The following is a 26361-nucleotide window of genomic DNA, read 5'->3' as shown; positions in this document are numbered from 1 at the left end:
AGATATGTATACTCTAACCATATGCATAATGACACATATACATTCAATTGGTATCTGCTCTTTAAACATCCCTTTCCTCGAAGGATGTTTAAAATACAAATAGGCAGGTCTCCTGACTTACGGATCATCGGTTTGTTACTCCTTCCCATGTTAAAAACACAGTGGATAATCGTAACATTCCTACCCGATTACAGTGGCGGGACCGTGTTGGATTTTCACCAACTTCCCTCTTAGTCTTAAATGTAATGAATTTACATTTAAGAAACCTATTTGTTTGTTATTCAATTATTTGTTCTAGTGCCATTATAGTAGAATAACCGTACCTTGTAAAATAATTGTTTTTTATCTTGCTCCTGGCCATTGAAAAAAACACTAATACTGAATACAATTTAACAATAAATATTCTGAAATTTCGTGTTCGAAAGGAATGAAATGATGGAAAACTTTTTTCTATTTGTGTTGATGTGTGTTTTGTTAATCCTTTTACCTGGCCCTGATTTTGCCATCGTCACTAAAAACACTGTTACTCGTGGCAAATTTGGCGGAATGAAAACTGCTTTAGGTACTTGTTGTGCCCTGCTAATTCACACTACTGCCGCGATATTAGGATTATCTGCGCTCATTGTAAAATCAGCCTTTTTATTTTCTATTTTTAAGTATGTTGGAGCCATTTACTTAATTTATCTTGGAATTAAAACTTTTTGGTCTTTGAGAAAAAAGAAAGATGAAGTAGAGGTAGAATTTGTGCAAGAAGGTACATTGAGTAATACATCTTGTTTCAAACAAGGATTTTTAACTAATATATTAAACCCTAAAGTTGCACTATTTTTCTTAACCTTCTTCCCTCAATTTGTAAATACTAGTAGCGATACATTTATGCCGTTCCTTATTATGGGAATTACTTATACCATTCTTACGGCCCTGTGGTTCATTTTCTATATTTATTTAATCGATCATATTAGTGCATTTATAAAAAATGCTCGCACTCAAAAAGTTATCGAAGGAATTACTGGTGCCATCTTGATTGGTTTTGGTTTAAGACTTGCCCTTGAAAAAGCCAACCCATAATAATTGAGACCCTCGAATTAGTCGAGGGTCTTTGTTTTATTAGCGGATAAAAATTTATGAAATGAATGTCTACGGCTCACGTTAAAAATACAAATTTAAGCGGTATCAGCAAAACAAATTTCTCATAAAAACACCCCTCTTCCCGAAAGCGAGAAGAGGGTTTGATAACGTTGATAATATTAACGTTTTGAGAATTGTGGTGCGCGACGAGCGCCTTTAAGACCGTATTTTTTACGTTCTTTTATTCGCAAATTTTACTACTTTATATAAACTTACACAGGACCTTGATATATCAATTTTTTATAGTTTTGTAGAATAAATCATAATTTTTATATTTTAATATAAAAATTACAGTCAATTTACATTCAATTTATAGTCCCCTACATTCATTCTTTTTATTCACATAAAGACATTTTAATATATCCACAAATATATATACGTATATTAAATTGTAAACGCTAAACTAGAATCAACAGTTTTCCACAAATAGAACTCAACAGAATTCCCCAAATAAGATTAAACAGTTTCCCCACCATCAATCACTTTCAAATATACTGTTACTAGTCTATTGAAAGTGAGGAATTAGGAGTGAACAGATTTATGCTTTACATCGAGATTCATCGTTTATACAAAGAGGGATTCTCCAAGAGTGCTATTGCAAGAAAACTAAATATTTCAAGAAATAGAGTGATAGATTATTTGAATATGAGTACTGATGAGTTTGAAGAATTTTTAAGTACATTACGTACAAGAGAAAAGAAACTAGACCCTTATCATGATCAAATTCTAGGGTGGTTGAAGGAACATCCTGATTTAACTGCTGCACAAGTTTATGATTGGTTGGAAGAAAAGTTAGGTTTCAGGGAAGTCGCTGAGAACACTGTACGAAATTATTTAAACGAAATGAGGGATTACTATCGGATTCCAAAGGTAAAGGTTCAGAGGACATATAGTGTAGTTCCAGAATTACCAATGGGAAAACAGGCTCAAGTGGATTTTGGACAAACTACCGTCAAAAACAGACAAGGTGAGAATAAAAAGTTGTATTTTATCGCATTTGTTTTATCACATTCAAGATATAAATATGTAGAATGGCTCGATCGACCTTTTCGTACTTCCGATATGATTCGAATGCATGAAAATGCATTTGAATACTTTGGAGGAATGCCAGAAGAAATGGTCTATGACCAAGATGCGTTATTAGCAGTTAGTGAAAATGCAGGTGATTTAATTCTTACAGCTGAATTTACTAAATATCATCATACCCGTAAATTTAATGTTTATTTATGTAGAAAGAGTGATCCGGAATCAAAAGGTAAAATTGAACAGGTTGTGAAATTTGTAAAAAATAATTTTAGCAAAAATCGAGTATTCGATCATCTTTCAGATTGGAATCAATCGTGCCACGCTTGGTTGAAAAGAACAGGAAACTATAAAGTTCATCATAATACGAAAAAGAGACCTTCTGAAGTGCACGCCCTGGAAAAGCAACACTTAAAGAAAGTCTCTGGTACTTACATTTTCGCAAATGTTTCAACTCCAAGTATAACAAGAAATATCCATAAGGACAATGTTATTCGTTATGAAGGAAATCGATATAGCGTTCCTAAAGGAACATATAGAGCAGATGCCCCAAATCTTGCTTATTTACAAGAAGAGGATGGTTGGTTAATTATTCGACTGAAAGAAACTGGGATGGAGTTAGCAAAGCACCGAATATCCGAAGGAAAAGGATTGATTATTACAGATCCCTCCCATCGGGAACATAGCACAAGTAAACGAGATCTTTTAATTCATCAAATTCAAGAAACATTCATAGATAAAGAGAATATTCAATGGTTAATACACAAATTGAAAGAACGATATCCACGTCATTTAGTGGATCAACTCAAAGTACTACAACAAGCCATCAGAATTTACCCAAATCATTGTGAGGAAGCTTTATCTGAAATGAAGAAACTTGGAATGACCAGTGCAAATGATTTTCGGGATATTGCACATGCATTATCTGTACAATATCAAAAAAGTTCACCTAAAATCGTTGAATTGAATGAGAAGTATAAAGATTTATCAGCACCAGAACGATCCGAAGACATTTATTTAAAAGTCTTATCTGGAGGTGAAAATGAATGAATCATCATCCCTATGAAATTTTACAAGATAAATGTCGTACCTTGCGCCTCGCTGAGACGGCTAAAGAATTACCGAATTTACTCCGTGAAGCTGAAGCAAAGAATTGGACATATCATGAACTGGTTTATGAAATCTTAAGCTATGAGATGCGATGTAGAGAGCAGAAAAATAATGAGAGATTAATGAAATGGGCAGAGTTCCCAGAAATATTGACGTTTGATACCTATGATTTGAAGGAACAAACAGCTCTTGGTGAAAAACAACTAAATGTATTAAAAGAACTGAATTGGATTGAAGAATTTTTTACTTTAATTTTGATGGGACCAACAGGAGCAGGAAAAACACATTTATCCGTTGCATTAGGAATACACGCTGTGGAGAGAGGATACAAAGTATCCTTTGTCTCCATGAATCAGCTTATGTATATTTTAAAAACAAAAGAATATATCAATAAATCTAAAATACGCTACAAACGTATTATAGCTTCGGATTTAATTATTATTGATGATGTCATGTACATGACTTACGAGACTCAGGAAGCCAATCTATTTTTCCAGTTTATCTATGATTTATATGATAAAGCAGCATTCATTCTAACCTCTAATAAAGGGCCAAATGAATGGGGAAAATTTCTTGGTGATCCTACTTTAACAACAGCTATACTTGACCGTTTATTACATAGGAGTGAAATTATCACTTTCGATAACGAAACGGATAGCATTCGTATGAAATACAGAAAGGTATTATTTTAATTTAGCAAACTGTTGAATCTTAATTGTAGAAAACTGTTTAAAATTATTTGTGGAAAATTGTTTAATTCTACTTGACGGTTACATAAATTCACCTGTATATTCATACATTTATATATCCTATACCTGTATATTTACATATCTATATATGATATATTTGTAGACTTGTTTATTTATATACCCATATATTGATATATCCGTATACATGGTTATTTTAGCGTCTCATTGTAGAATGATAACGCAAAATTCATTAGACCCAATACCCTCAACATTTTGAGTTATTCTCCTCTATGTAGAATAACTCAAAAACAACTCAAACTAACGTTCTATTCTGGTGCTTATTGGTGCAATTTTTAGGCAAAAAATATCAGTAAGCATGTTTATAGGAATGGGTGAGTTTTTTAACTAAGGATAAAAAACACCTAAAAAGTGTAGCTATTTTTGCATACGAATTAACTTTCATGAATGTATGGAAACGGCGGGAGTCGAACCACTTTTACACAAAATAACTACAGATCAATAAATAATTAGAAGTATTTTTGCACAAATCAAAATACATCAAATGCCATTCTAAATGCCATCTACAAAATGTTGTTGGGGGCAAGTTTAAAATTTATAATAATTTCTACACATAAGTAAACTTTAAATGTTGGATCACTTATTTTAACCGTCACACTTGAAAGAATAGAAACTCTTTCAATTACTATAAAACTATAAAAATGTTGTTATTACTAATATTTTCCTTATTTAGAAAATGATTTACACTTTATTACATAATCTATATTTTACAAAATTGGTAATTATATACTATTCCTTGTATTAACTGGTTGATTTTATAATATAAATAACTCGAGTTATAAATGGTACTATGCATAGTAATAACTAAAATATTTTTATAGGGTGGTAGATAAATATGAGTACAATAAAAAAATTTTTAATATATTTTTCCACTAGCGTCGCATTAAAATAATTTAACACCTTCAAATAAACCGAATTTTCTGAAATATAATCTAAACACAAAAAAATCCTTTATAATGGTTGGGTGGTAGTAAACCATCCAAATCCAATACAAAGGACAAAACCATGGATAAGTTTACACGAAAAACATCATTTGAACAATGGTTTTCACCGATTAATCGTCCATTATTTGACGACCTAGTGAAAACACATCAATTAAATCACTATACCAAGAAGCTTTATATGGCTTCATTTATGAAACTGCTTTTGTATGCCCAACTCCATGAAACCGAGAGTTTACGGGCGTTGAGTGACGCTGTCTTTTTAGAAGAATTACAACGAGCAACGGGATTGGAATCGATTAGTTTTTCACAGTTAGGGAGACGAATCAATACCATCCCAACTGAGTTCTTTCAAACGATTTTTCTCGATTTAGTGGCACAAATTCATCGGAAAACCAATTTCCAAACAAGAAGAAAAGTGACAACGCCTTTGAAAATCATTGATTCGAGTACATTACCGCTTAATTTGACCAATCATAAGTGGGCAGAGTTTCGAAAAACAAAATCAGGAGTAAAGCTTCACTTACGACTTGTTTTTATGGAAAAAGGACTCTCCTATCCAGATAAAGCCGTACTCACGAATGCCAACGAACATGATCGTGGTCAACTAGAAGTATTCGTGGATGACAAAGAATGCATGTACGTGTTTGATCGTGGTTACTTGGATTATGGGCGCTTTGATCAAATGACGGAAGATGGCTATTTCTTTGTGACCCGTTTGCGTAAAAACGCTGTTGTCCGAGTGTTAGAATCCTTTTCGTTACCAGAAGATTCACCCGTATTCTCTGATGAAATGGTTGTCATTGGAACACCACAAAATCGTTCTGAAAACGTGTTTCGCTTACTCAAATTGCATGATACAAAAGGAAATGAGCTTCATTTACTGACAAATCGGTTTGACATTGACGCAGATGAAATTGCAGAAATCTACCAATCACGTTGGGCAATCGAACTTTTTTTCAAATGACAGTGAACAAGCTGTACATAATCAAGTGTACGTAGCCATGATAGTGTACTGTCTGAATGTTTTAGCTCAGCTGAACACGAATAGCGAACGCAGTTACTTACAAATTAGTCGCTATTTGAAGGCTTCTTTGTGGAAATCCGCTCACATTTGGTTACGAAAAATCGAAGGAAACGGCGTCCCATAAAGGTTTGCCAGTCGTTGTTGCACAAGTCATAGGTTATAGTAAAAAAATGGATGTTTACTACCCTCGCTTAGGTGTTTTCGTTTTTTCTCTAAAGTCCAGAAAAAATAAAACTGAAAATTCAGACATCATTTATGCGACGGTAGTGATATTTTTCAGTTTTAATATTATTAGTATCAAACATTCCAATGGTTAATGCTCAGGAAAATAATAACTTAGAAAAGGAATCTTTCATAGTAAACGAAAAAGAGTTCTTAGTTGAAACGGATAACTCAGTACAGCCTGCTGCTTTACCATTACTTGTAGTACCAGCAATTGCTATCTCTGATTATGTTTGGGCAGCAGCAGGATTAACTGTAGCAGCTGGAGTTTATCAATTATGGTTGAAAGAACCAACTTTAGTTGAAAATATTAATATAGCATACAAAGCAATTCCAAAAAAACTATTAAATAATGATGGTTATGTAGATTTGGGTAAATTTACCGATAAAGTAAATGGGAAAACTGCCTATAAAGATCCAAAAACGGGATGGCAAATAGATAAAGATACAGCAGGACATGGAGGTAGAAAATGGAAACTAAAAGATAATAAAGGAAATACTGTTGCTTCATTAGATGAAAAAGGAAAAATATTGAATAGATATTAAGATAGAAAAGTGGTGTTTATTATAAATTGAAAGAGAACTATAATAATATGACATATAAAGAAATAATTGCTTCATTTAATCTTTCAATTCCATTTGATAGTGATGGATTTATTAATGAAGAAGAGCTTTTCAATTTATATCCAGAAAATTTTGTATTGATAGATCGTTTTCCAATGATAATTAATAAAACTATGGAATGGTTTTCTCCACTAGATGTTTTTTTTACTCGAAAAGAGCAAACAGTAAATGAATATTTTGAAGTTGAAAGAAAATATATCAATACTTTAACAATATTGTCCTGCTATAGTCCGTTATGGGTACAAAGCTCTTTTTACTTCTCAAAAAGATTACCAGATTACCTCTCTGAGGAAGAAAGAAATTACCTTATAAAAATTAAGGATTATCTATTCATTCAAGTTAATACCCCCATAGAATTAGCATGTCTCTTAAAACTGAGCCTTAGAGGGTATGAACAAACTATAATCTATTTACCAGAATTAAAGGTGATTGCTTGGGTAAATGAATTAATAGTTTCTCTATATTATCAAGATGAAAAATCTAGAAAGCTTATTGAGATGATTACTACAACTGAAGGATTATATTTAAGAAAAAAATAAGTATTATTTATTATTTGAACTATTTTTTAAATGCCATCTAACCTATTTTCATATATAATTGCAGAGGCAGCTGCCCAGAAAGTGAAATGGTCCCTATTAAATAAATAGATAAAAAATCATCTCTCATTAATAGATGGCTTTTTATTATGACTCTTCAATATGTGGTGTTGGTGAGAAAAACCAGCACCAATTTTTTGTAAAAAGGAAGGGACTGTCCAGAAAGTCAATCACTTTCTGAACAGCCTTACTTCTTATAGTAATATTCTCTTAAAAACTTTGCTCCTGCGGTGGTTACAAAACGCGCCTCCCCGTCGCAATTTATCTGCGGCAAAAACTCTAGCGACAGCCGCAATTTATCTGCGGCGAAAGCATATGCGACAGCCGCAATTTATCTGCGGCGAAAGCATATGCGACAGCCGCAATTTATCTGCGGCGAAAGCATATGCGACAGCCGCAAAGGGGGCGTCTCAAAATGACTTTTCAGACGCCCCCTTTAATTGATTAAAATCAATGATGCGATCGCTAATTCTTTCCAGCAAGGAAATGTGGTGACTGATGGCCAATACTCCGATATTCCGCTCTTTTACAAGCCGAATGAGAGCATGCCATATTTGCGCCTGTGTAATGGCGTCGAACATGCTGGTAATTTCATCGGCAATAATATACCGGGTATCGGGATGAAAGGCGCGGGCAATGCAAAACCTTTGCAGCTCGCCGCCAGAAAGTTCGTGAGCTCTGCGATTGAGCCACTCCTCTTTAATGCCAAGGATAGAGGGGATATCTTGATCCAATTCTTTTGCTTCTTCAAATATTTTGGAAAGCTTCCATTTAGGATTGATAGCCTGTTCAGGATGCTGCCAAATCAACTGCACTGGGTACACTTCTGAATGATTGCTCTTTTCACCATCCACTAGAACTTCCCCTTCCGTAGGAGAAAGATAGTTTGCCATGATTTTTGCAAGGGTCGTTTTCCCCGATCCGCTTTTTCCGTATATGCCGATAATTTCTCCCCGTTCAATGGATAAATGGATGTTTCGAAACAGCCAATTTGAACGATTGTAATAAAAACCTATATTTTTACATTCCAGCATAAAAGCACCTAACCATTTCGTCATGACTAATCTCTTTTAATAACGGCTTTTCTATTTTGCATTTTTTCGTTGCTTTCGGACATTGCTTTGCAAAGGAACAACCGGTCAATTTTTCAGTAGCGGAAGGTTGGGTGCTATCAATGGCGATAAACCCGTTTTGCGGCAATGCATTCCACAATGCTCTGGAATAGGGGTGACGGAATTTCCCGCCTTTTTTCAAATGTTTTTTGTCAACCACTTCAACGGTTTCCCCCGCATAGAACACGGCTATTTTATCGGCTACTTTCATTGCCGCTTCTAAATCATGGGTAATCATGATTACTCCCTTGTTGTCCTTTTCCAACATTTTTATTTGGAATAACATTTCATCTATTGATTCATAATCCAGTCCATTCGTTGGTTCATCTGCAATGATTAACTTCGCTTCACTCGCCAACGCCATGGCAATAAAAATTTTTCGAATCATCCCTCCTGAACATGCGGAAGGAATTTGATCATAAACATCTGGGTCCAGCCCTACCTTTTGGAAAATTTGCTTCACCGCTTTTTGATGATTGTTTTGTTTCATTAATGTTTTTACTTGTTTTCCAACTTTCATTAAAGGGTCTAAGGCATTGGTCATTTGTGGAATCAACAGAATATCATTGCCCCGAAGCCGTTTTCTTCGTTTCTCCGTCAACAGTTCGTTTTCGTATTTTATCATCCCATCAACAATTGAATTCTTCGGATGAATTCCTAAAATGGCGTCCGCTAACAAACTTTTGCCTGACCCACTGGCACCTACAATTGCCACTACTTCTCCATGATGAATCTTTAAATGAAAGTCTCGAATAACATATAAACGTTCCCTTGTCCATCCTTTGCCAAATCGTTCAATGGTGAGGGATAAATTTTTTACTTCCAGCAAAAGATTGTTTTGTATTTTTTCTAGTTCTTCCTGTGTTTCATGATTCAATTCATAAACATGCATGAATGAAATCCTTTCTTAATTTGGATTCAACAGTTTTCTCAAGTTATTGCCCAACGCATCAAATATCACGACCATCCCAAACAATGAAAGACCAGGAAAAACAACAAGCCACCACATGCCCATTGTTAAATATTTCATCGCCTCTGATAATATTATGCCGATAGCGGGCTGTTCCGGCGATAATCCAAACCCTAAGAAAGTAATGGCGGATTCATGCAATATGGCATGCGGAAACAACAAGATAAAGCCAACAAACAATTGGGGCGCTAGCTGCGGCAAGTAGTGATGCCGGATAATCCACATGCGGGATTTTCCCAATTTCTTAGATATATGTACATATTCCGATGATTTGATTTGCAAGATTTCCGCCCGTAACACCCTCGTCAGCGAAGGCCAATGGGTAAATGCAATCCCAATCACAATGCCTTTTACTCCCCCTCCTAGCACGAAAGCAATTAAAATTAAAGCGACGAGGTGGGGAATGCTTAAAAACAAATCGATAAGCATCGTGACAAGCGAATCAAAAAATTTATTGATCGATGAAAGCAAGCTTAATGTCAATGCAATCACTGTACTTATAACAGCTGCGAATAATCCTACCTTCCAACTTAAATGAAGCCCCAAAAGCGTTCGAAAAAACATATCGCGACCTAGCCAATCTGTCCCAAAAGGATGATCCAAGGAAGGGCTAAGATGCTTTTCACCCATATTTGCTTCGATCTGTTCTTCCCCAATCCAAAAACCACTAAGGGCAACTAGCAAAAAGAGGCATACAAGTCCGATGATTTTCCATAAGATTCGTCTTTTATAATTGGTACTGTCAAAATCAATAGAAAGATACTGATTTTTCATATCGTTTCACCATTTTTCATCCGTACATCGATGAGGTAATACAACAAATCGGCCAATAAATTGCCGATAAACACAAACAACGTACTAAATACAACGATTCCCAGCAACAGGGGAACATCACTATTCATTCCTGCTTGAACGATGGCTTGTCCCAAACCCGGATAAGAAAATACTTGTTCAGCTAAAATGGCCCCTCCAAACAATTCTCCAAATGAGGCAAAGTGCACAGAAATGGCAGGGAATAACGTATTTCGCAAACCATGTCTGGCAAAAAGCCGGAAACCTTCTTCCCCCTTTGACCGGGCAAATCGGATAAATTCACTCTCGAGAACGTCCATCACTTTTTGCCTTGTATGAAGGGTGATATTGGAAACGCCAATAATACTTAATGTCAAAGCAGGGAGAATGATATGTTTTAACCAATCCCATACCGTTACTTCTTCAGCCAACATTCCAATAGGCAGGCTTAAACCAATAGGAAACCAACCGAGCCACAAGGAAAAGACAATTAATAATAATATGCCTATCCAAAAGGCAGGTGTTGAAGCGAGGATGAAACAAAAGGATTTAATGGCTTTATCTATCATCGTTCCTTTATTCATCCCTGCAATGACTCCTAATGCATAACCAAAAATTCCAGAGATTATCCATGAAATTGCCATTAATACAAAAGAGGCCAGAAATCTTTCTTGTATTACAGCGATTACCTCTTGCCTGTATAAGAGGGAAGTGCCCAAATCCCCATGCAAAAACATATTCAACCAATTAAGAAATTGCTGTGTTTTTGATTCATCGACACCAAAATATTCAGCAAGTCGTTCCTTTTGCTCTTCGCTGACCACCATCATCTCCGCCCCGAGATAGGATTGGATGGGATCGACAGGCGAGAAGCTGACGAGTATGAAAGAGAACAAGACAACGGCAAATAGCAATATGGCAAATTTCAATGTGCGCAATAGAATAAATTTTCCTATATTCAAGAGTTGCAATGCCCTCTACCTTCTTTCCATACTCACTCTTCCCATGTCCAATCTGCAATAAATTCCGTTATCGGCCATCCGTGTCCATGGGGTTGTATCTTCTGTTCGCCTATATTCAAATGTTCATTCACAAAATATAAGTGCTGAAGATTCACCAACCAAACCCATGGAGCATCGCCCAAAGCAGAAAAGCCCGTTTCTCCATCCCATTGGGCTTTTTTCCAATATTCATTAGCTTCCTCCGGCGTTATAGCATGAATAGCCTGGTCCATATATTGGTCGACTTTTTTGTTCGAATAATAGTTAGCATTGGAATAGCCTTGGCCACGGTATTTGCTATGGTACAGGTGGTAAATTTCAATCGGGTCATGGCTTCCCCATCCCATAACGACTGGCGTTGAATGCATAACTTCCTCGATTTCGCTCCAGCTTTTGCCTTCCGTGTTGACCTCAATGCCGATTTCTTTGGCCATTTGTTTAAATGCAATGGCCAACGATTGGCGCGTTTGGTCACTGGCGGGATATACCAATGTAAAACTTGCCTTCTCTCCGTCTTTTTCAAAAATTCCATCCGCGTTTTTCCGCCATCCGGCATCCATTAAAATTTGTTCTGCCGCTTCTATATCCCCATCTTCAAAAACGGTCTCTTCATTCCACCATGGCAGTTTGTCCGCTACCGAAAAAGCAGGAGTGCCGAATCCTTCAAGAACATCTTCCACTAGCTTGTCCCTGTCAATGCCGATATTCAGCGCTTTTCGAATGGCCAGATCCGATGTAACCTCATGCCCAATTTCAATTCCTTTTTCAGCATCGTATCCCGGTTTTACGAAAGGCAGCATAATCCCCCGGTTATCTACACTATCCAAGGCGATTAACTTCATTCCAGAAATGGATTCTTTCGCTAAGTTTGGCGGAACGGATACAATATCCACCTGTCCCGCTTTTGCCGCTAAAAATGCGGCATCCTGGGATAAAAAGAGGAATGTTAATTTCTTAAAAGGAGATTTTTTTCCGTAATAATAAGGATTCTCCTCGACAATCAGCTGCTGCCCTTTATCCCATTGCACTAACTTATATGGTCCAGAGCCAATTGGATTTTCCCGATAGTTTTCAGAATAGGCATGTTTCGGCACAATTCCTAGCATTGTTAATGTGTATAAAAAGGTCGATTGGGGTCTTTCTAAAACAAATTTCACTGTTTGGGCATCAAGTTTTTCAATCTTTTTTAAGTTTTGTAAGTCCACCACTGATTGGCTGTTTTTGGCCGTTTCAAAGGTAAATATCACATCCTCGATTGTCAGCGGCTCACCGTCGGAAAACTTCACATCATCGCGAATTTTTACAGTCCACTCCAATCCATCTTCACTCACGCTATAGTCCACGGCCAAATCCGGCTGCACATTGAAATTTCGGTCCAGTGTAAGCAAGGTGCTTTGAAACAATGGGGAACCGTACCGCCCCCATCCAGTCGTTGGATCAAATCCATCGGTCGGTTCTGAGCCGATTGCCAATACTAAACTATCTTTTTTCTTGTCTGTTTCTGAGTCAGAAGCTTGGGATGCGCATGCAACCAGCAGGAAACATGCGAAAATCAGCACTGATAAAAGTAGGAATCGATTATTAACCTTCATAGTGCTCACCTTTTATTCAATGATTGTTGCTGAAAGAATGGCTGCTTGTCCCAAACTGATGCAGTTATCGCCCAATGGAACTTCATCATCATATAAAATTTCAATCTTTGAACCTTCCAATAAATCGAAAATGTCGGAAACCAGCAGACTATTATGGAACACCCCGCCGGACAATACGGCGTAATTCGTATCATATTCTTCACAAAGGAACTGAATCACATCCACAACCGCCTGGGCCAAACTGCGATGGAATCCCCTTGCAATCACTGATGGTGATTGGCCTTTCAGCTTTGATTGAATCATTTCTTCAAATAATGGGCGATAGTCTAATTCTTCACCCGTCCAAGGGAATGTGTAGACTTCTTCCACTTTGGATTGGCTGGCAAAATACTCCAATGCTATAGCCGCTTCCCCTTCAAAGGAGTTGTCCAAATGGAAACCTAGTAATGCCGCCACCGCATCATATAACCTGCCTACAGACGTTGTCGGAAATGTCCGAATATTTTTTTCCTTAATTTTCAGCGCTTTCGGGAACGGATCCGGAAGATGCAGCCGATCAAACAAGTCTTTGTCAAAATCCCCAATAAATCCAGCTAATGCTTGAAGCGGATATGTTGCTGCGGCATCTCCGCCAATTAAAGATGCTTTTCTTAAATGGCCGCGCCGCGTAAATCCTTCCTGTACGCTTCCAACAAAGATTTCACCGCCCCAAATTTCTCCATCTTCACCAAATCCAGCACCGTCAAAAACAATGCCAACAACCCGTTCGGACAGTTTATTTTTCAATGCCAATATAGAGGCCAAATGGGCTTTATGATGTTGAACGGCGATATGTCGATAGCCTTCTAAATTTTGGGCAAATTTAGTCGTAAAGTATTCCGGATGCAAATCATAACCGATGATGGTTTCGCTCAAGTCCACCCCATGGATGGCCAAATAATCCTTCACTGTCCGTTCAAACTTCAACTGTGTGCCATATTTCGTCATGTCACCAAGATGGTGGCTCATAACGACTTTCTGGTCTTTTAACAGCGTAATGGTGCTCTTTAAATCTGCACCTACCGTTAAAATCGGGCGGGAAGAAGGCAACGTGATATCCAACAAATTGTTATAGCCCCGGGATCTTCTAAATAGAACTGCTCCAAATTTTGTCACTTTTAAAACCGTATCGTCAACGCTGCGCTCAATTTCACGTTCTCCTATTAATGTTGCACATTGAAAATCCTCTACTAATCTCGTTAATTGATCTTCTTTATGAATAGTAGGTTCTCCTGGATAATTGGCGCTTGTCATCACGATATAGCGGGGTGCTCCAAAATGGAAAAGCAAATGCTGCAATCCTGTATAAGGCACCATAAGGCCAATATCCGTATTATTTGGCGCCACGATGGAACTCAATTCTTCACTTTTTGATTTTGCAAGCAGAATAGGTCGCTTTTTCGATAACAAAATGGCTTCTTCTTTTTCGGATAAATGGACAATCTCCTTGGCCGCTTCTAAATCTTTGACCATAATGGCAAAGGATTTTCTTGGACGGCCTAATTTATCCCTCATTACCTGTACTGCATTTCTATTAAAGGCATCGCAAACTAAATGATAGCCTCCATTGTTTTTTACAAGAAGGATTTCCCCGGCATTCAATAGTTCAGCGACCCGACGAAACATCTCTTCGCCTTCATAGCGCTCTCCGTTTTCAGATAGGTAATAGTTTGGTCCGCATTGTGGGCAGCAATTTAATTCTGCGTGGTACCGGCGGTTTTGCGGATTTTCATATTCTTCTTTACAGGAAGGGCACATTTCCCAATCCGCCATGGTTGTATTTTGGCGTTCAAATGGAACATTTTTCATTAACGCATATCTTGGACCACAATTAGGGCAGCCGATATATGGATATAAATAACGTTTACTTTCCGGGTCAAACAATTCTTTTAAACAATCATCGCAAATAGCAGTATCAGGTAAAAAAGTATAGGTCATTGTACGATATGGCGTTGTCATTTTTATTCCTCTCTTTCTAGGAAAGATTGCTAACATATCCGTGGGAGCGGATCACCGACTAACATATCAATCGCACGCGTTCCTCCATAGGAAGAGCGGGAAAGGACAATATGGCGGTCGCTTTCAAACACTTCTCCAATGATGGCTGCCTGTTCTCCACCTGGAACTTGTTGAATGGCTTTTAATGCGGTATCGGCATATTCCTCACTAACAACAGCAATGAATTGTCCTTCGTTTGCTATATGCATAGGATCAAGACCTAGTATTTCACAAGCGCCGCGAACTTCTGGATTCACTAGGATGGCTTCTTCTTCAAGCATGATTGCCACTTTTGCATCTCTTGCTAGTTCATTTAAAGCCGTCGCCATTCCTCCACGGGTTGGATCTCGCATCCATTTTAATCCCGGTGCTGCAGCATCAATCAGTTTCGAAACAAAGGGCCAAACTGCACGGGTATCTGTTTTGATATTTGCCTCTAAGTCAAGTTCTCCCCGGGCAAAGAGAATGGTGATGCCATGATCTCCAATAGGCCCTGAGAGAATGATTTTGTCTCCTTGCTTCACCCTGCCTGCTGATAAATTGACTCTTGAATCCACCAAACCAATGCCTGCTGTTGTAATAAACAGCTTGTCCGCTTTTTGATGTTCGACCACTTTTGTATCGCCGCCTACAATGGCCACATTTGCTTTTTCCGCCGCTTCATGCATGGCTTTTATTTCAGCTTCCAATATTTCTGTTTCCAGACCTGCTTCGATGATGAAAGTTGTCACAATTGCCAGTGGTTTCGCACCGCCCATTGCAAGATCATTTACCGTTCCATTGATTGCTAGCTCACCAATGGAACCTCCTGGAAATCTCAATGGATTCACTACAAAACTATCTGCTGTAAAAGCAATTTGGGCTTGATCGATTTGGACATAGGCCGCATCATTTAATTCACTAACATTTAAATATGGCGCTAATAGTCCCTCAATTAACCTCCTGCTTGCCTTCCCGCCGGCTCCATGGGCTAGTTGAATGGTTGGTTCTCTAAATGCGATTTTCTCTTTCAGCATGGCAACGACTCCTTTTTCCTTGATAAAATGTTATAAGCTCATGGTTGAATAGAGATGATTGTAATAAGTTGCACACGCCCCTTCAGAAGAAACCATGAGAGCGCCGACAGGATTGTCTGGCGTGCATACTTTTCCAAACAATTTGCATTGATTTGGCTTGAGCATTCCTTTTAACACCTCGCCGCATTGGGCATCTTTATTTTCTTCAATCGTGATTTTTTCAACATTAAATTGCACTTCTGCGTCCCATTTAGAAAATTCTGGCTTTAGCTTCAATGCAGAATTTTGAATCGCTCCTAATCCGCGCCATTCGAATGCTGGACGGTCTTCAAACACTTGATTCATGATTTCGAGCGCAGAAACATTGCCTCCTTCCATCACAACCCGCTTATATTGAATTTCCACTTTGGATTCCCCGTTTTTCAATTGTTTGATTAACATTAAAATGGACTGTAATAAATCCAACGGTTCAAATCCAGAAATCACAACCGGCTTCTTATATTCTTTTGCAATAGTTTCATAAGGGTGGGCGCCAATGACGACTGATGCATGCCCCGGTCCTATAAAACCATCAATCCTCATATTAGGCTGATCTAAGATGGATTTTAAAACAGGTACGATTTTTACATGGTTGGAATAGACGAAAAAGTTGTCGATATCCAATTCTTTTGCCTTTAACACCGTAATGGCCGTAGAAGGCGCCGTCGTTTCAAAACCGATTGCGAATAATATTACTTTTTTATCTGGATTTTTCATGGCAATGTTTAATGCATCAAGAGGGGAATAAATCATCCGCACATCTGTACCCATCGCTTTGTAGTTTAAAGGCGAGCCTTTTTTTCCGGGCACTCGCATCACATCCCCAAAAGCTGTAAAAATCACATCCGAATTTTTGGATGCAATCTCCAATCCTTCATCCACACGACCTGGAGGAAGAACACAAACAGGACAACCTGGTCCATGTATAAACTCAATATTTTTCGGCAATAATTCTTGTAAACCGAAATGGAAAATGGAATAGGTATGCCCCCCGCAAGCTTCCATAATACGGAAATGGTCATCCGGCTCGATGATTCGCTCAATTTCATCTAAAGTTTTTCGGATGAGTTCAGGATTGCGAAATTCATCCACAAATCGCATTTTCATGTTTATCCCCCAATCATATCCACTTATTCAAATTGATAGCCTTTCACTTCTGCTAATGCTTCCTGTTCTTCTCCAATTTCCGCTAACAGCTGTAATTGCTCTTTCGCTTGTTCTTCACTAATTTTATTCATTGCAAAACCGACGTGGATTAACACCCAGTCATCTACTTGCACATTTTCGTGTTTGATTAAACTGATGTTGACTTTACGTCTAACACCTGAAACATCAATCATCGCCAAATTGTCATCCAAAAGCTCAATGATTTTTCCTGGAATCGCTAAGCACATCTATAATCCCCCCATTCCCGGTTCTAATCCACACTTTTTGATTTTCTATTCGGACAGGAAACGGTTCTAATTGAATATATGGGACAGTTATACATTCCCCATTGGTTAAGTCAAAGCGAAACGTTTCGTCATGCCCGATTAAAAACATATTTCCTTCTTGCTCAACTGCCTCTTGTGTAAAAGGGGTTCCTTTATGAGGGCATCGATTTCGGTAAGCCATTACTTTGTTATCAATAATAATGAGCAACACATCTATGCCATCAATCGTGATGTAATAGGGTTTATTCTCTTGAAGCTCTTTGATATTTGGCCCTTCTCTCCAACCTGATTCTAATAAGCTCCTCTCGTCCACTTGTTGATGAAATGGCATAAAGCCCGGAGATAACTCGTTCACCATCTCAACTCTTTCAATTTCCGGAACCCGAGTTTTGATGACTTCTTCCACTCCACTTTTTAATGTCACCGCCGATAAGGAACACCCCGAACAAGCTCCTTGCATTCGTACATAGACCACATTGTCTTCTATTTTCTCTAATTCAATATTGCCGCCGTGGGAGTTTAAATAAGGCCGAATCTCTTCCATAACCGCTGCGACTTTTGTATATAAGTTTTGTTTAATAATTCCATGCAATAAAAGCATCGTATAGACAGAAGGGTCTTCAATCGCCTCCATCATCAACCTTTTTCCTTCATCCGTTGAGCGCACAATTTTGACTAGCTTTCTTAGGGCATCTTCATGAAAAGCTTCAATGGCTTTTTTTAACTCCATGATTTTTTTCAGTTGATAGTCCGTAAAATCCATGTCCCGTATCTCTCTTAAAATTTGATCGATCCGCCCTGTCAAATCCTCTACACTTCTCGATGGTGTTTTCAAAAGGTTCACCCCCCAAAAGCTACATGCTGTTCAAGCAATTCCTCTGCCTTTTGTTTTAACAGCTCCCCAAACACTTCTTTTGCCATCTTCTTGATAATTTCTTCCACCGTTAACGCTTGTTGAGGCAATAATTCTAAGTTATAACGCCTTTTTGATAATGCTTGCAAGATAAAACAAGAACCAGCAGTATTATCAAGTAAAAATTCCTCAAAAAAAGCATTGATGAATTTATCCAGCCATATCCCGTTGCCATAAGGGTCTGTACGCAGCAGGCGCAAAGCTTTTTCTGCACCTTCCGACCGTTGAACGGCCCGCTCTACCAATCGCTCTGTTGCTATTTGCAGCAATGTATTAAAATATTGTTTTTCATAATCGCTCACTAGCTTCCCCCCGCTACTGTTTGGAAAGTTCTTCTTGTTTCATCCTGATTTCCTGCAACATATCCTCCACAACTTTTGCAGATTCCTTATCACCAAGCTCTTTAAAAATTTGTTTTGCTTCGGTTAGTTTTGGAACCGCGCTGGAGAACGCGCCCAGATGAGAGAGGGCTGTACCTTGATTTGCGACAAGCCGTGCATAGCCATGAGGATCTGTTTCCTTCCTGCGCACTTTTAACACATCTTCATAAAGCGCCACAGCTTCCCATAAGTTATCTTCAATGTGGGAAGACTTAGCATATTGCAATGCATTGGCTAAATTAATTGTTGCACTGCACCATAAATCCCTATGGCTCTCTTTATCCAGATAACGCAATGCTTCCCGAAGAGACTGAATCGCCATTGCATTTTTTAATTGATAATTATGGGCATTGGGCGGCATCGCTATATAAGACAAAGCTAAATTCATATGAATCATGGCGTAGTTTTCAGGATATTGATCTTTCCTGAACGTTTTTAATGCTTTGTTATAGCATTTGATGGATTCCTGATAATAGGTTTTATTGCCATCTGCTAATTCCTGATAAGCTGTTCCTAGCTGAAAAGTCAATTCTGCACGCATATCTTCAAAAGGCGATTGTTCGATTAGTTTTAATGCTGTTTTATATAACTCAATTAACTGCTTGTCTACCATTCCTAATGATTGTTTCGTTGAAGCCGCTTCACTTAGCAGCCTTGCTGAAAAAATCGGTGAAATATCCTGGACAGCTTGAGCAGCTTCTTCTAATAGTTCAATTCCTTTTATCCAGTTGTTCTGTTGAAAAGCATCATACGCATGGGTTGCTAAAATGAAAGCGCGAATTTCGCCAACTGTTTTGTCATCATAGCAGGGAGGTTCTTGTTTCATATTGAAACGCCAGGCAACTGCATCTAAAAGCAAAAGCAAATCTTCTTCCAACATGGATTTTGCTTTTTCGTAATATTCTTTCTCTGGATATAAAATAAATCGATTAAAATGGCTTTCCGGTGTTTCAGGCAATAACTCCTCTACTCTCTCAACCGGTTCTCCTTCAATTGCAGCTAAAAAAAATTGCCATTCTTTCGGACAAGGTTTTGGCATAAAACCTTGCAGTAAAGAAGGCATAATGGTATCCGCATGATCAATGGGAGGCAATAAAAAGAATCCTGCTGTACCTGGAAATACACCAATTGGCTGACGTTTTAACATTTTGACACTCCCCTTCCATCCAATCCACTACAAAATTTCGCTTATCAATAAGTGGGGGGATCTCGGGTATTCCCGTTCCAATGACGGGAAATTGTCCGAGCATACCCTCAAAGATTTTCTATGCCAAAAAACATCGGGCAATCTTACGTTATATAAAGTGGTATCCGAAGCGCCAATGCTTCTTCATCCCACTGGACGTCACGCATACCATAGTCCACATCTTCCGGCAAAAGTTCGGAAAGCAATACAGAACGATCTCCTTTGGCATTGCGATATTTTAAAATTAACCCGCCAGCTCCTACATAATTCACTGGCATGATCAGCAGTTCTTTTCCTTTCAAAAGGGCGATCACTGCCCCAGTCGTAAAATACTGTTGTGCAATTTCTGCAGGGATATGTAAATAGCCACTCTCAGTTATTTGACACTTCAATTTCTTCACCTGATACTTTCCGAATGATTTTTTTGGCTAGTTTGTTTACACTTTCATCCACTGCTGGCGAAAGCCCCGTACCGTAAGATAAATCCTGAGCTTCAATTAAATAGACCGTTACTTTTTTTGGAAAGTCATTTTTCAAAAGCCATTTTCCCATGGCAATGGCATGATTCCAGCGAAAATCATGCAAGTTGATATTCTCTAACGGCGTTTCCTCCACTTCCTCACCGGGTATTTCAAACACCGTCCCCGGTTCAGCTCCTGTTGTGCAAGCATCAATAATGATCAATTCTTCAGCTTTTCCGATTTGGAATACGACATCCATTCCCGCCGTTCCTCCATCCGCTAAGCGCACATGCGAAGGAACGCCTAAATCCCATAATTTTCGTATTAAAATCGGACCAGCTCCATCGTCTTTTCGAATCAAATTACCGCAGCCTATAATTGTAATCATGCTGTCCCCCATTAATGATTACTTTTATGAATAAATTAGAGGGCTTATGAGAAAAGTGCCCTCTAATAGTTTTGTTTGCATTTAATGCATCTCTAACTTTTAAAAATTCGTTACACGATACTTTGCTAATTGTTTATTCGTTTTTGCATCATATGCATGGACTGTACATACAAGGCACGAGTCGTAGCCTTGTGCAATATGTGCCAGCTCGATTGGATCTTCCGGATTTTTAATTGGTGTGCCGATTAATGCCGTTTCGATTGGTCCTCTTTGGCCAAAGCGGTCACGTGGTCCAATATTCCATGCAGTCGGTGTAATAATTTGATACTTTTCAATTTTTCCGTCCTTCACTTGAATCCAATCGGCTAAAAATCCTCGCGCTGCTTCCGTTGCTCCAAAACCTCGTCCTTCAATTAATTCGCCTGGTTTTATATAGAATTTCTCATTCAAGTCAATTTGCTTTAACCAATTTTGTACATAACGAATATATTTTGGTGCTTCATGGAATCGAGCTAACACGCGAACCATCACGCTTGGTCCAATTTCTTTTACAATGTTGTAAATCAATGGATCATAATCTTGCCAATCTTCCGCGCCTTCCCGAGCAACCATCAATTGTCTTGCAAGCGGTCCAACTTCTAACGGCGTCTCTTCTCCGTTATCCAATAAATAGCGTGGAGCTTTTGCAAACGTATATTTTCCTTGTTTTAGCCCTTCTTCTGGATCAAGTGGATTTGTAAATCCTTCAAATGGATGGTATGAACCCGTTCCTTCATAGAAGGAATGTGTGTGATCTTCGCGAACTCGGGCTTGGTCAAAATCATAGAAATTCTCACCATCGTATACACCAGAACGGGCAATCAATGCACTATTTCTTGATTCAATTGTTGGATGCATAAATTTCTCAGGATGCGGGAAACTTCCAGCAGCCAAATATTTGCCTGGTCCAGCTCCATATTTATCTAATCCGATTTCTTGGCTGTAACGAATAAACAATCCTAAATCGGATTCATAATGCTCTTCTTTTTCTTCCAACCACTCAAGCACATCGGACCAAGTTTTGTTTTGGAGCCATCTTTCCATTGAACAGCCAAGTAAAACATCTTCCAGCCAATTTTTCCGGAAATATTCCAAAATGGAGATGGAACGTGTCACATCTGATAAAGTCGGAGCACACATAACCCCACCAGGAATCATAAAGCTGGAATGTGGCCATTGCCCTCCAAATATTGCATAAATTTCCACCGGCTTTGCTGAAAGAATGACTCCTTTTTCATAGTTCACTCCAACAAACGGTGCCCATCTTCTCGTTACCTCTTCATATAAGGAAGAAGATTGATAGTTTTTATGCGTTAACCCAATGGCAAACAATGCGTAGAACCATCGTGGAATACTTTGAAGTGTTTCCACCGCTTGTGCGATATTTCTTATCAAAGTGGCATTTGGTGGCACTTCAGTATGAAATGCCGTATCCAACGCATAGGCAGATTTTGTCAAGTGGCTTCCGCCGCAAATTCCGCAAATTCTTGGCGTCATGATGAGGCCAGCTTGAGGGTCTTTTCCAATTAATATTTTTTCGAATCCCCTAAACATTGTCGCTTCTGTCCAAGCATCTACCACCACACCATCTTCAATTTTTACTTTGACGTCTAAATCCCCTTCTACACGACCTAACGAAGGTACCTTAATTGTTTGCTGTGCCAAATTCTCCCCTCCTTAATTTTTACACCCCTTCCAATTATCACGGTACAAACATATCTTCTTTTGCCCATTTAGGCGCTACTGTGCGCGCGATGGCAGCATGCGTTGAATAGCTTAGTGAATCCATACCTGTAGGCACTTCTTTTGGAATTGTTCCCAAGATTTTTTGCGTTTTAAATACAGTTCCCGGCGCAAGATCAAAGAATGGGAATTGCGGCTCTGTACATCCGATGCACGGCATGCCTGCTCTTGTCTTAGAAGATTGTCGGTTCCATAAAATGCGGTTACAAGATGAACGAGTCATTGGACCGCGGCAGCCTTGTTCGTAAAAGAGGCAGCCTTTTCTCGTTCCTTGACCAAACTCTTCCACCGGTTCTTTATATTCATAATATTGAACGCGTGTACAGCCGGTTTGCGTAAAGGTTTTAAAGAATGTTTCAGGGCGGTGATATTCATCCAGTGTAATATCAGAAGTTCTGCCCGTTGCAATCGCTACAAGTATTTGCGTTACCCAGTCCGGATGGGCAGGGCAGCCCGGAATGTTGATTACCGGCAAACCTGCTTTGGAACGGAACTCTGATGTTAAAAAGCCGCCTGGTTTATCTTTAAAGAATTGCAATCCCGTTGATTCGGATGGATTCGGGCTTGTTGCTGGAATTCCACCCCAACATGCACAATCACCAATAGCCACAACAAATTTGGCTTTATGGGCTAAATCATAAATCCAATCTTTTTTAGGGCGTTCAAATAACGTATCGAAGCGGCCTGTTCCATTCGGACCTTGAATGACGGTGCCTTCCACTACTAAAATGTCTAATTCCGTACGTTCTTCAATGATGTCGTCTAAAATTTCTTTCACCTGGTTTCCAAATTCCATTGAAACTGAATGATGATAAAGAATATTGATGCCAAAGTCCGTTACTAAATCAATCACGGTAGGTTCATCTGCATTTAAAAAGGATTGTGTGTTTCCATTGCAGGCTCCTCCATGAATCCAAAAGACATTTACCATTACCTCTTCACACCTCCATTTTTTTAAAAGCTTTCATTTTTTCTTCTATTAAGAAATCAATCCATTGATCAATTCCCATATCTTTTTTTGCTGATACTTCAAAAACTTTCATATTCGGTCTAGATTGATAGATGGATTGATAAAATGATTCTTTATTAAAATCCACCGCTTCTAGCAAATCTATTTTTGTAAGAATGGCAATGTCGGCGCTGTTGACGATTGTCGGATATTTTTCGGGTTTATCTTCGCCTTCCGTTGTAGAGAATAAGACAACCCGTAAATTTTCACCTAAGTCATAACTGGAAGGGCAAACTAAATTTCCAACATTTTCAATAAATAAAAAATCCAGCTGATTTAGATCCCAATTTTTTATGGAATCTTCGATCATTTGGGCTTCCAGATGACAAACTGTTCCTGTTGTTATTTGTTTTACTTTTGCTCCGCTTTGTTCTAGGCGATGGGCATCATTCTCTGTTGCCAAATCTCCTACTAAAGCTGCCACATTAAATTTTTGGCTAAGCCGTGCCAATACTTCCGTCAGCAATGTTGTTTTTCCGGAACCAGGGCTTGAAACTATATTGACAACGTAAACTTGCTTTTCTTGGAAGCGCTTTCTTAATTCTCGAGCTAAAATATCATTTTTCTTCAACACATTCTCTCTTATTTTAACGATGCGAGGCTGCTCAATAGCTTGGCTCAATATTAACCACCTACTAGTTCATATAATTCGATTTCTTTTCCCTCTAAAATCTGATCCGTTCCAATGCTGCATTTCGGGCATTTGACTGGAACTGGCTTCTTTAGCACATACTCTTTTTCACATTGTGGACAATAGATTTTTAATGGAATTTCATCAATAATTAAGCGGGCTCCTTCAATGATGGTTCCTTCTGTTGCAATATCAAAAGAAAACTCCAATGCTTCTTTGACTACACCAGAAAATACCCCTAACTTTAAGCGAAGGGCTTCCACTTTTTTTAAATGATTTTGTTCTGCAGTCTCTACTGCTAATTGCACTAGACTATATGCAATAGACAGTTCATGCATTCTTAAGCTCCTTTGAAAATATTTTTGCGAAGTTCAAAACAAAATGGATAGCAGGTTGTATTTCTGGATTTGTCAGTTCTTTCAACAATACAAAAATGCCGGAGCTGCCTGAAACATTGTAATTTTCTTTGGAAGCAGCTTCTGATACAGAACTGCATAAATTGCTTACTAATTTAAGCGTTCTTTCATTCAGTAATGTTTCTTCAATTTTCTTGAATTCTTCAGTGTTAATTAGATTTTGAATACGCATTAAAGTATCGACGCTTTTTTTCAAATTACTAATGAAATTGTTTTTTGGTAATTCCTCTCGCAAAGCCAAAATTAACCTGTTAATAGAATCCGCCATCTCTGGACTGCGGGAAATAAATTGCTCAATGACGCTAAACAATTCGTTAAATTTTTCCAGATTATCAAGCAGGGTAATTAATTGGGCAATGGTCTCTGGCTCTGACAGCTTATTCATTAAAACAGCTTCACTATTCATTGTTACCACATTGTTTTGGCTGCTCAATTTTCCACCTCCTCTTTTGCTAGCTTATGAATCTATGAAAAAAATTTAATTGAACACACGTTTTTTTCAAAATAACCTTTTTGGAGAACCGAATTTATACTAATATAAAGAATTGAAATAATCTTCTGAAAATTAAATTTAACTAATACATAACATAATCTCCTTATTTTTGTCAAATGTATTTTTTCCTAAAGTTTCCTAAAATATTTTGTTTTTTAAATATTATTTCTAATTTCAATATATATATCTAGAGGCTTATTCATGCATATAGAGGTTATAGAAAAACACTGTTTTCTTCTTTTAGCCAAGTTTTTGAACAAATAAAAAAACCTGCGAATTATACAAGTTGTACAATTCACAGGCTTCATCTTATTTGAACTTCTTTCTAAAACACACCAAATTTTTCTATCTCTTATTGTTTATCGGAAAGAATAGTTTTTGAGATGGTTTGGTCCAATTCTTCAAATTTATAGTAAGATATTGTCTCGTAAAGTTCACTGCGCAATTGCATATTGTTTAGAGCATCAATCTGTGTTCCCGTATTTTTTATCAATTTAAATACATTTTCATAGGCTTTTGCAGCAACTCTTAAAGATGTTACAGGATAAATAACCATACTATATCCCATATTTTTAAATTGTTCGGCTGTATAATATGGCGTCCTTCCAAATTCAGTCATGTTTGCTAATAACGGAACTTTAATAGTTTCTTTAAATTTTATAAAATCCTTTTTGTCTTCTAGCGCTTCTGGAAAAATTGCATCTGCACCTGCTTCTATATATAATTCAGCGCGTTTCACAGCTGAATCCAAGCCTTCTACAGCAAAAGCGTCCGTTCTCGCAACAATATACAATGATGGTGCCACTTTTTTAATTGTATGAATTTTTTGCGCCATTTCTTCTGCTGTAACTAGCTTTTTGCCATTTAAATGGCCGCATTTTTTTGGCAAGTCTTGATCTTCAATTTGAATTGCGGCTACGCCTGCTTCTACCATTTCAACAGCGGTTCTAGCTACGTTTAATATCCCGCCAAACCCTGTATCGATATCTACAAGTAAAGGCAATTGAGTAGCACGAATAATTTCTTTTGCGCGATTTACTACTTCATCTAATGTAACGATTCCTAAATCAGGCAATCCTTTTGAAGCAGTTAATGCGGCTCCGGAAAGATACAGAGCTTTAAAACCTACTTGTTTAGCAATTAGCCCTGCCATTGCATCATGTGCACCAGGAATTTGCAAAATACTTTCCTGAATCACTAATTCTTTAAAATTCTCGTAAAGTTGTTGTTGGGTTAAGGGCTGATCAATAATCCAAGGCATATTGTCCCCCC

At 38.1% G+C, this 26361-nt stretch carries 25 protein-coding genes, 2 pseudogenes and 1 riboswitch; of the genes and pseudogenes, 6 read left to right on the top strand and 21 right to left on the bottom strand.

Annotated elements, in window-relative coordinates:
- Nucleotides 1-84 precede the first annotated feature (84 nt).
- Nucleotides 85-285, bottom strand: a riboswitch (cobalamin riboswitch).
- 150 nt (nucleotides 286-435) lie between these two features.
- On the top strand, nucleotides 436-1068 hold the full coding sequence (locus tag NSQ18_RS08005; protein ID WP_016839496.1) for a LysE family translocator: 633 nt from the start codon (nucleotides 436-438) through the stop codon (nucleotides 1066-1068).
- A gap of 179 nt (nucleotides 1069-1247) precedes the next feature.
- On the opposite strand, the pseudogene rpsI reads toward NSQ18_RS08005, so the two are convergent.
- Nucleotides 1248-1322: pseudogene (gene rpsI / locus NSQ18_RS08000) on the bottom strand (30S ribosomal protein S9); the annotation flags it as partial.
- 346 nt (nucleotides 1323-1668) lie between these two features.
- On the opposite strand from rpsI, the gene istA reads away from it, so the two are divergent.
- The 5 genes and pseudogenes from istA (at nucleotide 1669) to NSQ18_RS07975 (ending at nucleotide 7381) form a co-directional block, all read left to right on the top strand.
- Nucleotides 1669-3201 carry an IS21 family transposase gene (gene istA / locus NSQ18_RS07995; protein ID WP_016839663.1) on the top strand — a complete coding sequence of 511 codons (1533 nt, stop codon included), beginning with the start codon at nucleotides 1669-1671 and terminating at the stop codon, nucleotides 3199-3201.
- Nucleotides 3198-3953, top strand: a complete 756-nt coding sequence (gene istB, locus NSQ18_RS07990; protein WP_016839664.1) for an IS21-like element helper ATPase IstB — start codon at nucleotides 3198-3200, stop codon at nucleotides 3951-3953. The genes istA and istB overlap by 4 nt, the downstream gene beginning before the upstream one ends.
- A 1080-nt stretch (nucleotides 3954-5033) precedes the next feature.
- Nucleotides 5034-6120: pseudogene (locus NSQ18_RS07985) on the top strand (IS4 family transposase).
- A 185-nt stretch (nucleotides 6121-6305) separates the two neighbouring features.
- Nucleotides 6306-6764, top strand: a complete 459-nt coding sequence (locus tag NSQ18_RS07980; protein WP_168412707.1) for a hypothetical protein — start codon at nucleotides 6306-6308, stop codon at nucleotides 6762-6764.
- Between the two features lie 47 nt (nucleotides 6765-6811).
- A complete protein-coding gene (locus NSQ18_RS07975; protein WP_016839623.1) occupies nucleotides 6812-7381 on the top strand; it encodes a hypothetical protein in 570 nt (189 codons plus the stop codon).
- Between the two features lie 467 nt (nucleotides 7382-7848).
- On the opposite strand, the gene NSQ18_RS07970 is transcribed toward NSQ18_RS07975, so the two are convergent.
- The 20 genes from NSQ18_RS07970 to prpB form a co-directional block, all read right to left on the bottom strand.
- Entirely contained in the window at nucleotides 7849-8496 is a 648-nt protein-coding gene (locus NSQ18_RS07970) for an ATP-binding cassette domain-containing protein (RefSeq protein WP_247595888.1), read from the bottom strand.
- The gene (locus NSQ18_RS07965; protein WP_168412708.1) at nucleotides 8459-9442 is read right to left on the bottom strand and encodes an ABC transporter ATP-binding protein; all 984 of its coding nucleotides are present in this window, start codon (nucleotides 9440-9442) and stop codon (nucleotides 8459-8461) included. Before NSQ18_RS07965 ends, NSQ18_RS07970 begins: the two co-directional genes overlap by 38 nt.
- A 15-nt stretch (nucleotides 9443-9457) precedes the next feature.
- Nucleotides 9458-10294, bottom strand: coding sequence for an ABC transporter permease (locus NSQ18_RS07960; protein WP_168412709.1), 837 nt, complete (start codon nucleotides 10292-10294; stop codon nucleotides 9458-9460).
- On the bottom strand, nucleotides 10291-11283 hold the full coding sequence (locus NSQ18_RS07955; RefSeq protein ID WP_168412710.1) for an ABC transporter permease: 993 nt from the start codon (nucleotides 11281-11283) through the stop codon (nucleotides 10291-10293). The genes NSQ18_RS07960 and NSQ18_RS07955 overlap by 4 nt, the downstream gene beginning before the upstream one ends.
- 23 nt (nucleotides 11284-11306) lie before the next feature.
- Nucleotides 11307-12905, bottom strand: coding sequence for an ABC transporter substrate-binding protein (locus NSQ18_RS07950; protein ID WP_096550103.1), 1599 nt, complete (start codon nucleotides 12903-12905; stop codon nucleotides 11307-11309).
- Nucleotides 12906-12917: 12 nt separating this feature from the next.
- Complete coding sequence (gene hypF / locus NSQ18_RS07945; RefSeq protein ID WP_168412712.1) at nucleotides 12918-14903, bottom strand: carbamoyltransferase HypF; 1986 nt, start codon at nucleotides 14901-14903, stop codon at nucleotides 12918-12920.
- Between the two features lie 29 nt (nucleotides 14904-14932).
- On the bottom strand, nucleotides 14933-15958 hold the full coding sequence (gene hypE / locus NSQ18_RS07940) for a hydrogenase expression/formation protein HypE (RefSeq protein WP_096550101.1): 1026 nt from the start codon (nucleotides 15956-15958) through the stop codon (nucleotides 14933-14935).
- Nucleotides 15959-15988: 30 nt separating this feature from the next.
- On the bottom strand, nucleotides 15989-17104 hold the full coding sequence (gene hypD / locus NSQ18_RS07935) for a hydrogenase formation protein HypD (protein ID WP_232019894.1): 1116 nt from the start codon (nucleotides 17102-17104) through the stop codon (nucleotides 15989-15991).
- A 23-nt stretch (nucleotides 17105-17127) separates the two neighbouring features.
- Nucleotides 17128-17391 (bottom strand): HypC/HybG/HupF family hydrogenase formation chaperone, encoded by a 264-nt coding sequence (locus NSQ18_RS07930; RefSeq protein ID WP_096550100.1) that lies wholly within the window; start codon nucleotides 17389-17391, stop codon nucleotides 17128-17130.
- A complete protein-coding gene (locus tag NSQ18_RS07925) occupies nucleotides 17360-18265 on the bottom strand; it encodes a NifU family protein (RefSeq protein ID WP_339287633.1) in 906 nt (301 codons plus the stop codon). The genes NSQ18_RS07930 and NSQ18_RS07925 overlap by 32 nt, the downstream gene beginning before the upstream one ends.
- Before the next feature lie 5 nt (nucleotides 18266-18270).
- The gene (locus NSQ18_RS07920; RefSeq protein WP_096550099.1) at nucleotides 18271-18645 is read right to left on the bottom strand and encodes a hypothetical protein; all 375 of its coding nucleotides are present in this window, start codon (nucleotides 18643-18645) and stop codon (nucleotides 18271-18273) included.
- A 13-nt stretch (nucleotides 18646-18658) separates the two neighbouring features.
- Nucleotides 18659-19870: a hypothetical protein gene (locus NSQ18_RS07915; protein WP_096550098.1), complete on the bottom strand. Its 1212-nt coding sequence runs from the start codon at nucleotides 19868-19870 to the stop codon at nucleotides 18659-18661.
- A gap of 143 nt (nucleotides 19871-20013) precedes the next feature.
- Nucleotides 20014-20301, bottom strand: a complete 288-nt coding sequence (locus NSQ18_RS07910) for a hydrogenase maturation protease (RefSeq protein WP_096550097.1) — start codon at nucleotides 20299-20301, stop codon at nucleotides 20014-20016.
- Entirely contained in the window at nucleotides 20282-20758 is a 477-nt protein-coding gene (locus tag NSQ18_RS07905) for a hydrogenase maturation protease (protein WP_168412713.1), read from the bottom strand. Before NSQ18_RS07905 ends, NSQ18_RS07910 begins: the two co-directional genes overlap by 20 nt.
- A 99-nt stretch (nucleotides 20759-20857) precedes the next feature.
- On the bottom strand, nucleotides 20858-22462 hold the full coding sequence (locus NSQ18_RS07900) for a nickel-dependent hydrogenase large subunit (protein WP_096550095.1): 1605 nt from the start codon (nucleotides 22460-22462) through the stop codon (nucleotides 20858-20860).
- Nucleotides 22463-22499: 37 nt separating this feature from the next.
- A complete protein-coding gene (locus NSQ18_RS07895; RefSeq protein WP_208651299.1) occupies nucleotides 22500-23471 on the bottom strand; it encodes a hydrogenase in 972 nt (323 codons plus the stop codon).
- Nucleotides 23472-23478: 7 nt separating this feature from the next.
- On the bottom strand, nucleotides 23479-24171 hold the full coding sequence (gene hypB / locus NSQ18_RS07890) for a hydrogenase nickel incorporation protein HypB (protein ID WP_210730816.1): 693 nt from the start codon (nucleotides 24169-24171) through the stop codon (nucleotides 23479-23481).
- 2 nt (nucleotides 24172-24173) lie between these two features.
- Complete coding sequence (gene hypA, locus NSQ18_RS07885; RefSeq protein WP_096550093.1) at nucleotides 24174-24518, bottom strand: hydrogenase maturation nickel metallochaperone HypA; 345 nt, start codon at nucleotides 24516-24518, stop codon at nucleotides 24174-24176.
- The gene (locus NSQ18_RS07880; RefSeq protein ID WP_096550092.1) at nucleotides 24511-25029 is read right to left on the bottom strand and encodes a DUF1641 domain-containing protein; all 519 of its coding nucleotides are present in this window, start codon (nucleotides 25027-25029) and stop codon (nucleotides 24511-24513) included. The genes hypA and NSQ18_RS07880 overlap by 8 nt, the downstream gene beginning before the upstream one ends.
- A 412-nt stretch (nucleotides 25030-25441) precedes the next feature.
- On the bottom strand, nucleotides 25442-26350 hold the full coding sequence (gene prpB, locus NSQ18_RS07875; RefSeq protein ID WP_096550090.1) for a methylisocitrate lyase: 909 nt from the start codon (nucleotides 26348-26350) through the stop codon (nucleotides 25442-25444).
- Between the last annotated feature and the right edge of the window lie 11 nt (nucleotides 26351-26361).

It is taken from the genome of Ureibacillus sp. FSL K6-0786, from assembly GCF_037965165.1.
Lineage (GTDB): Bacteria > Bacillota > Bacilli > Bacillales_A > Planococcaceae > Ureibacillus > Ureibacillus thermosphaericus.
The sequence above is the reverse complement of the archived record's forward strand: the minus strand, read 5'-3'. Positions and strand labels throughout refer to the sequence as shown.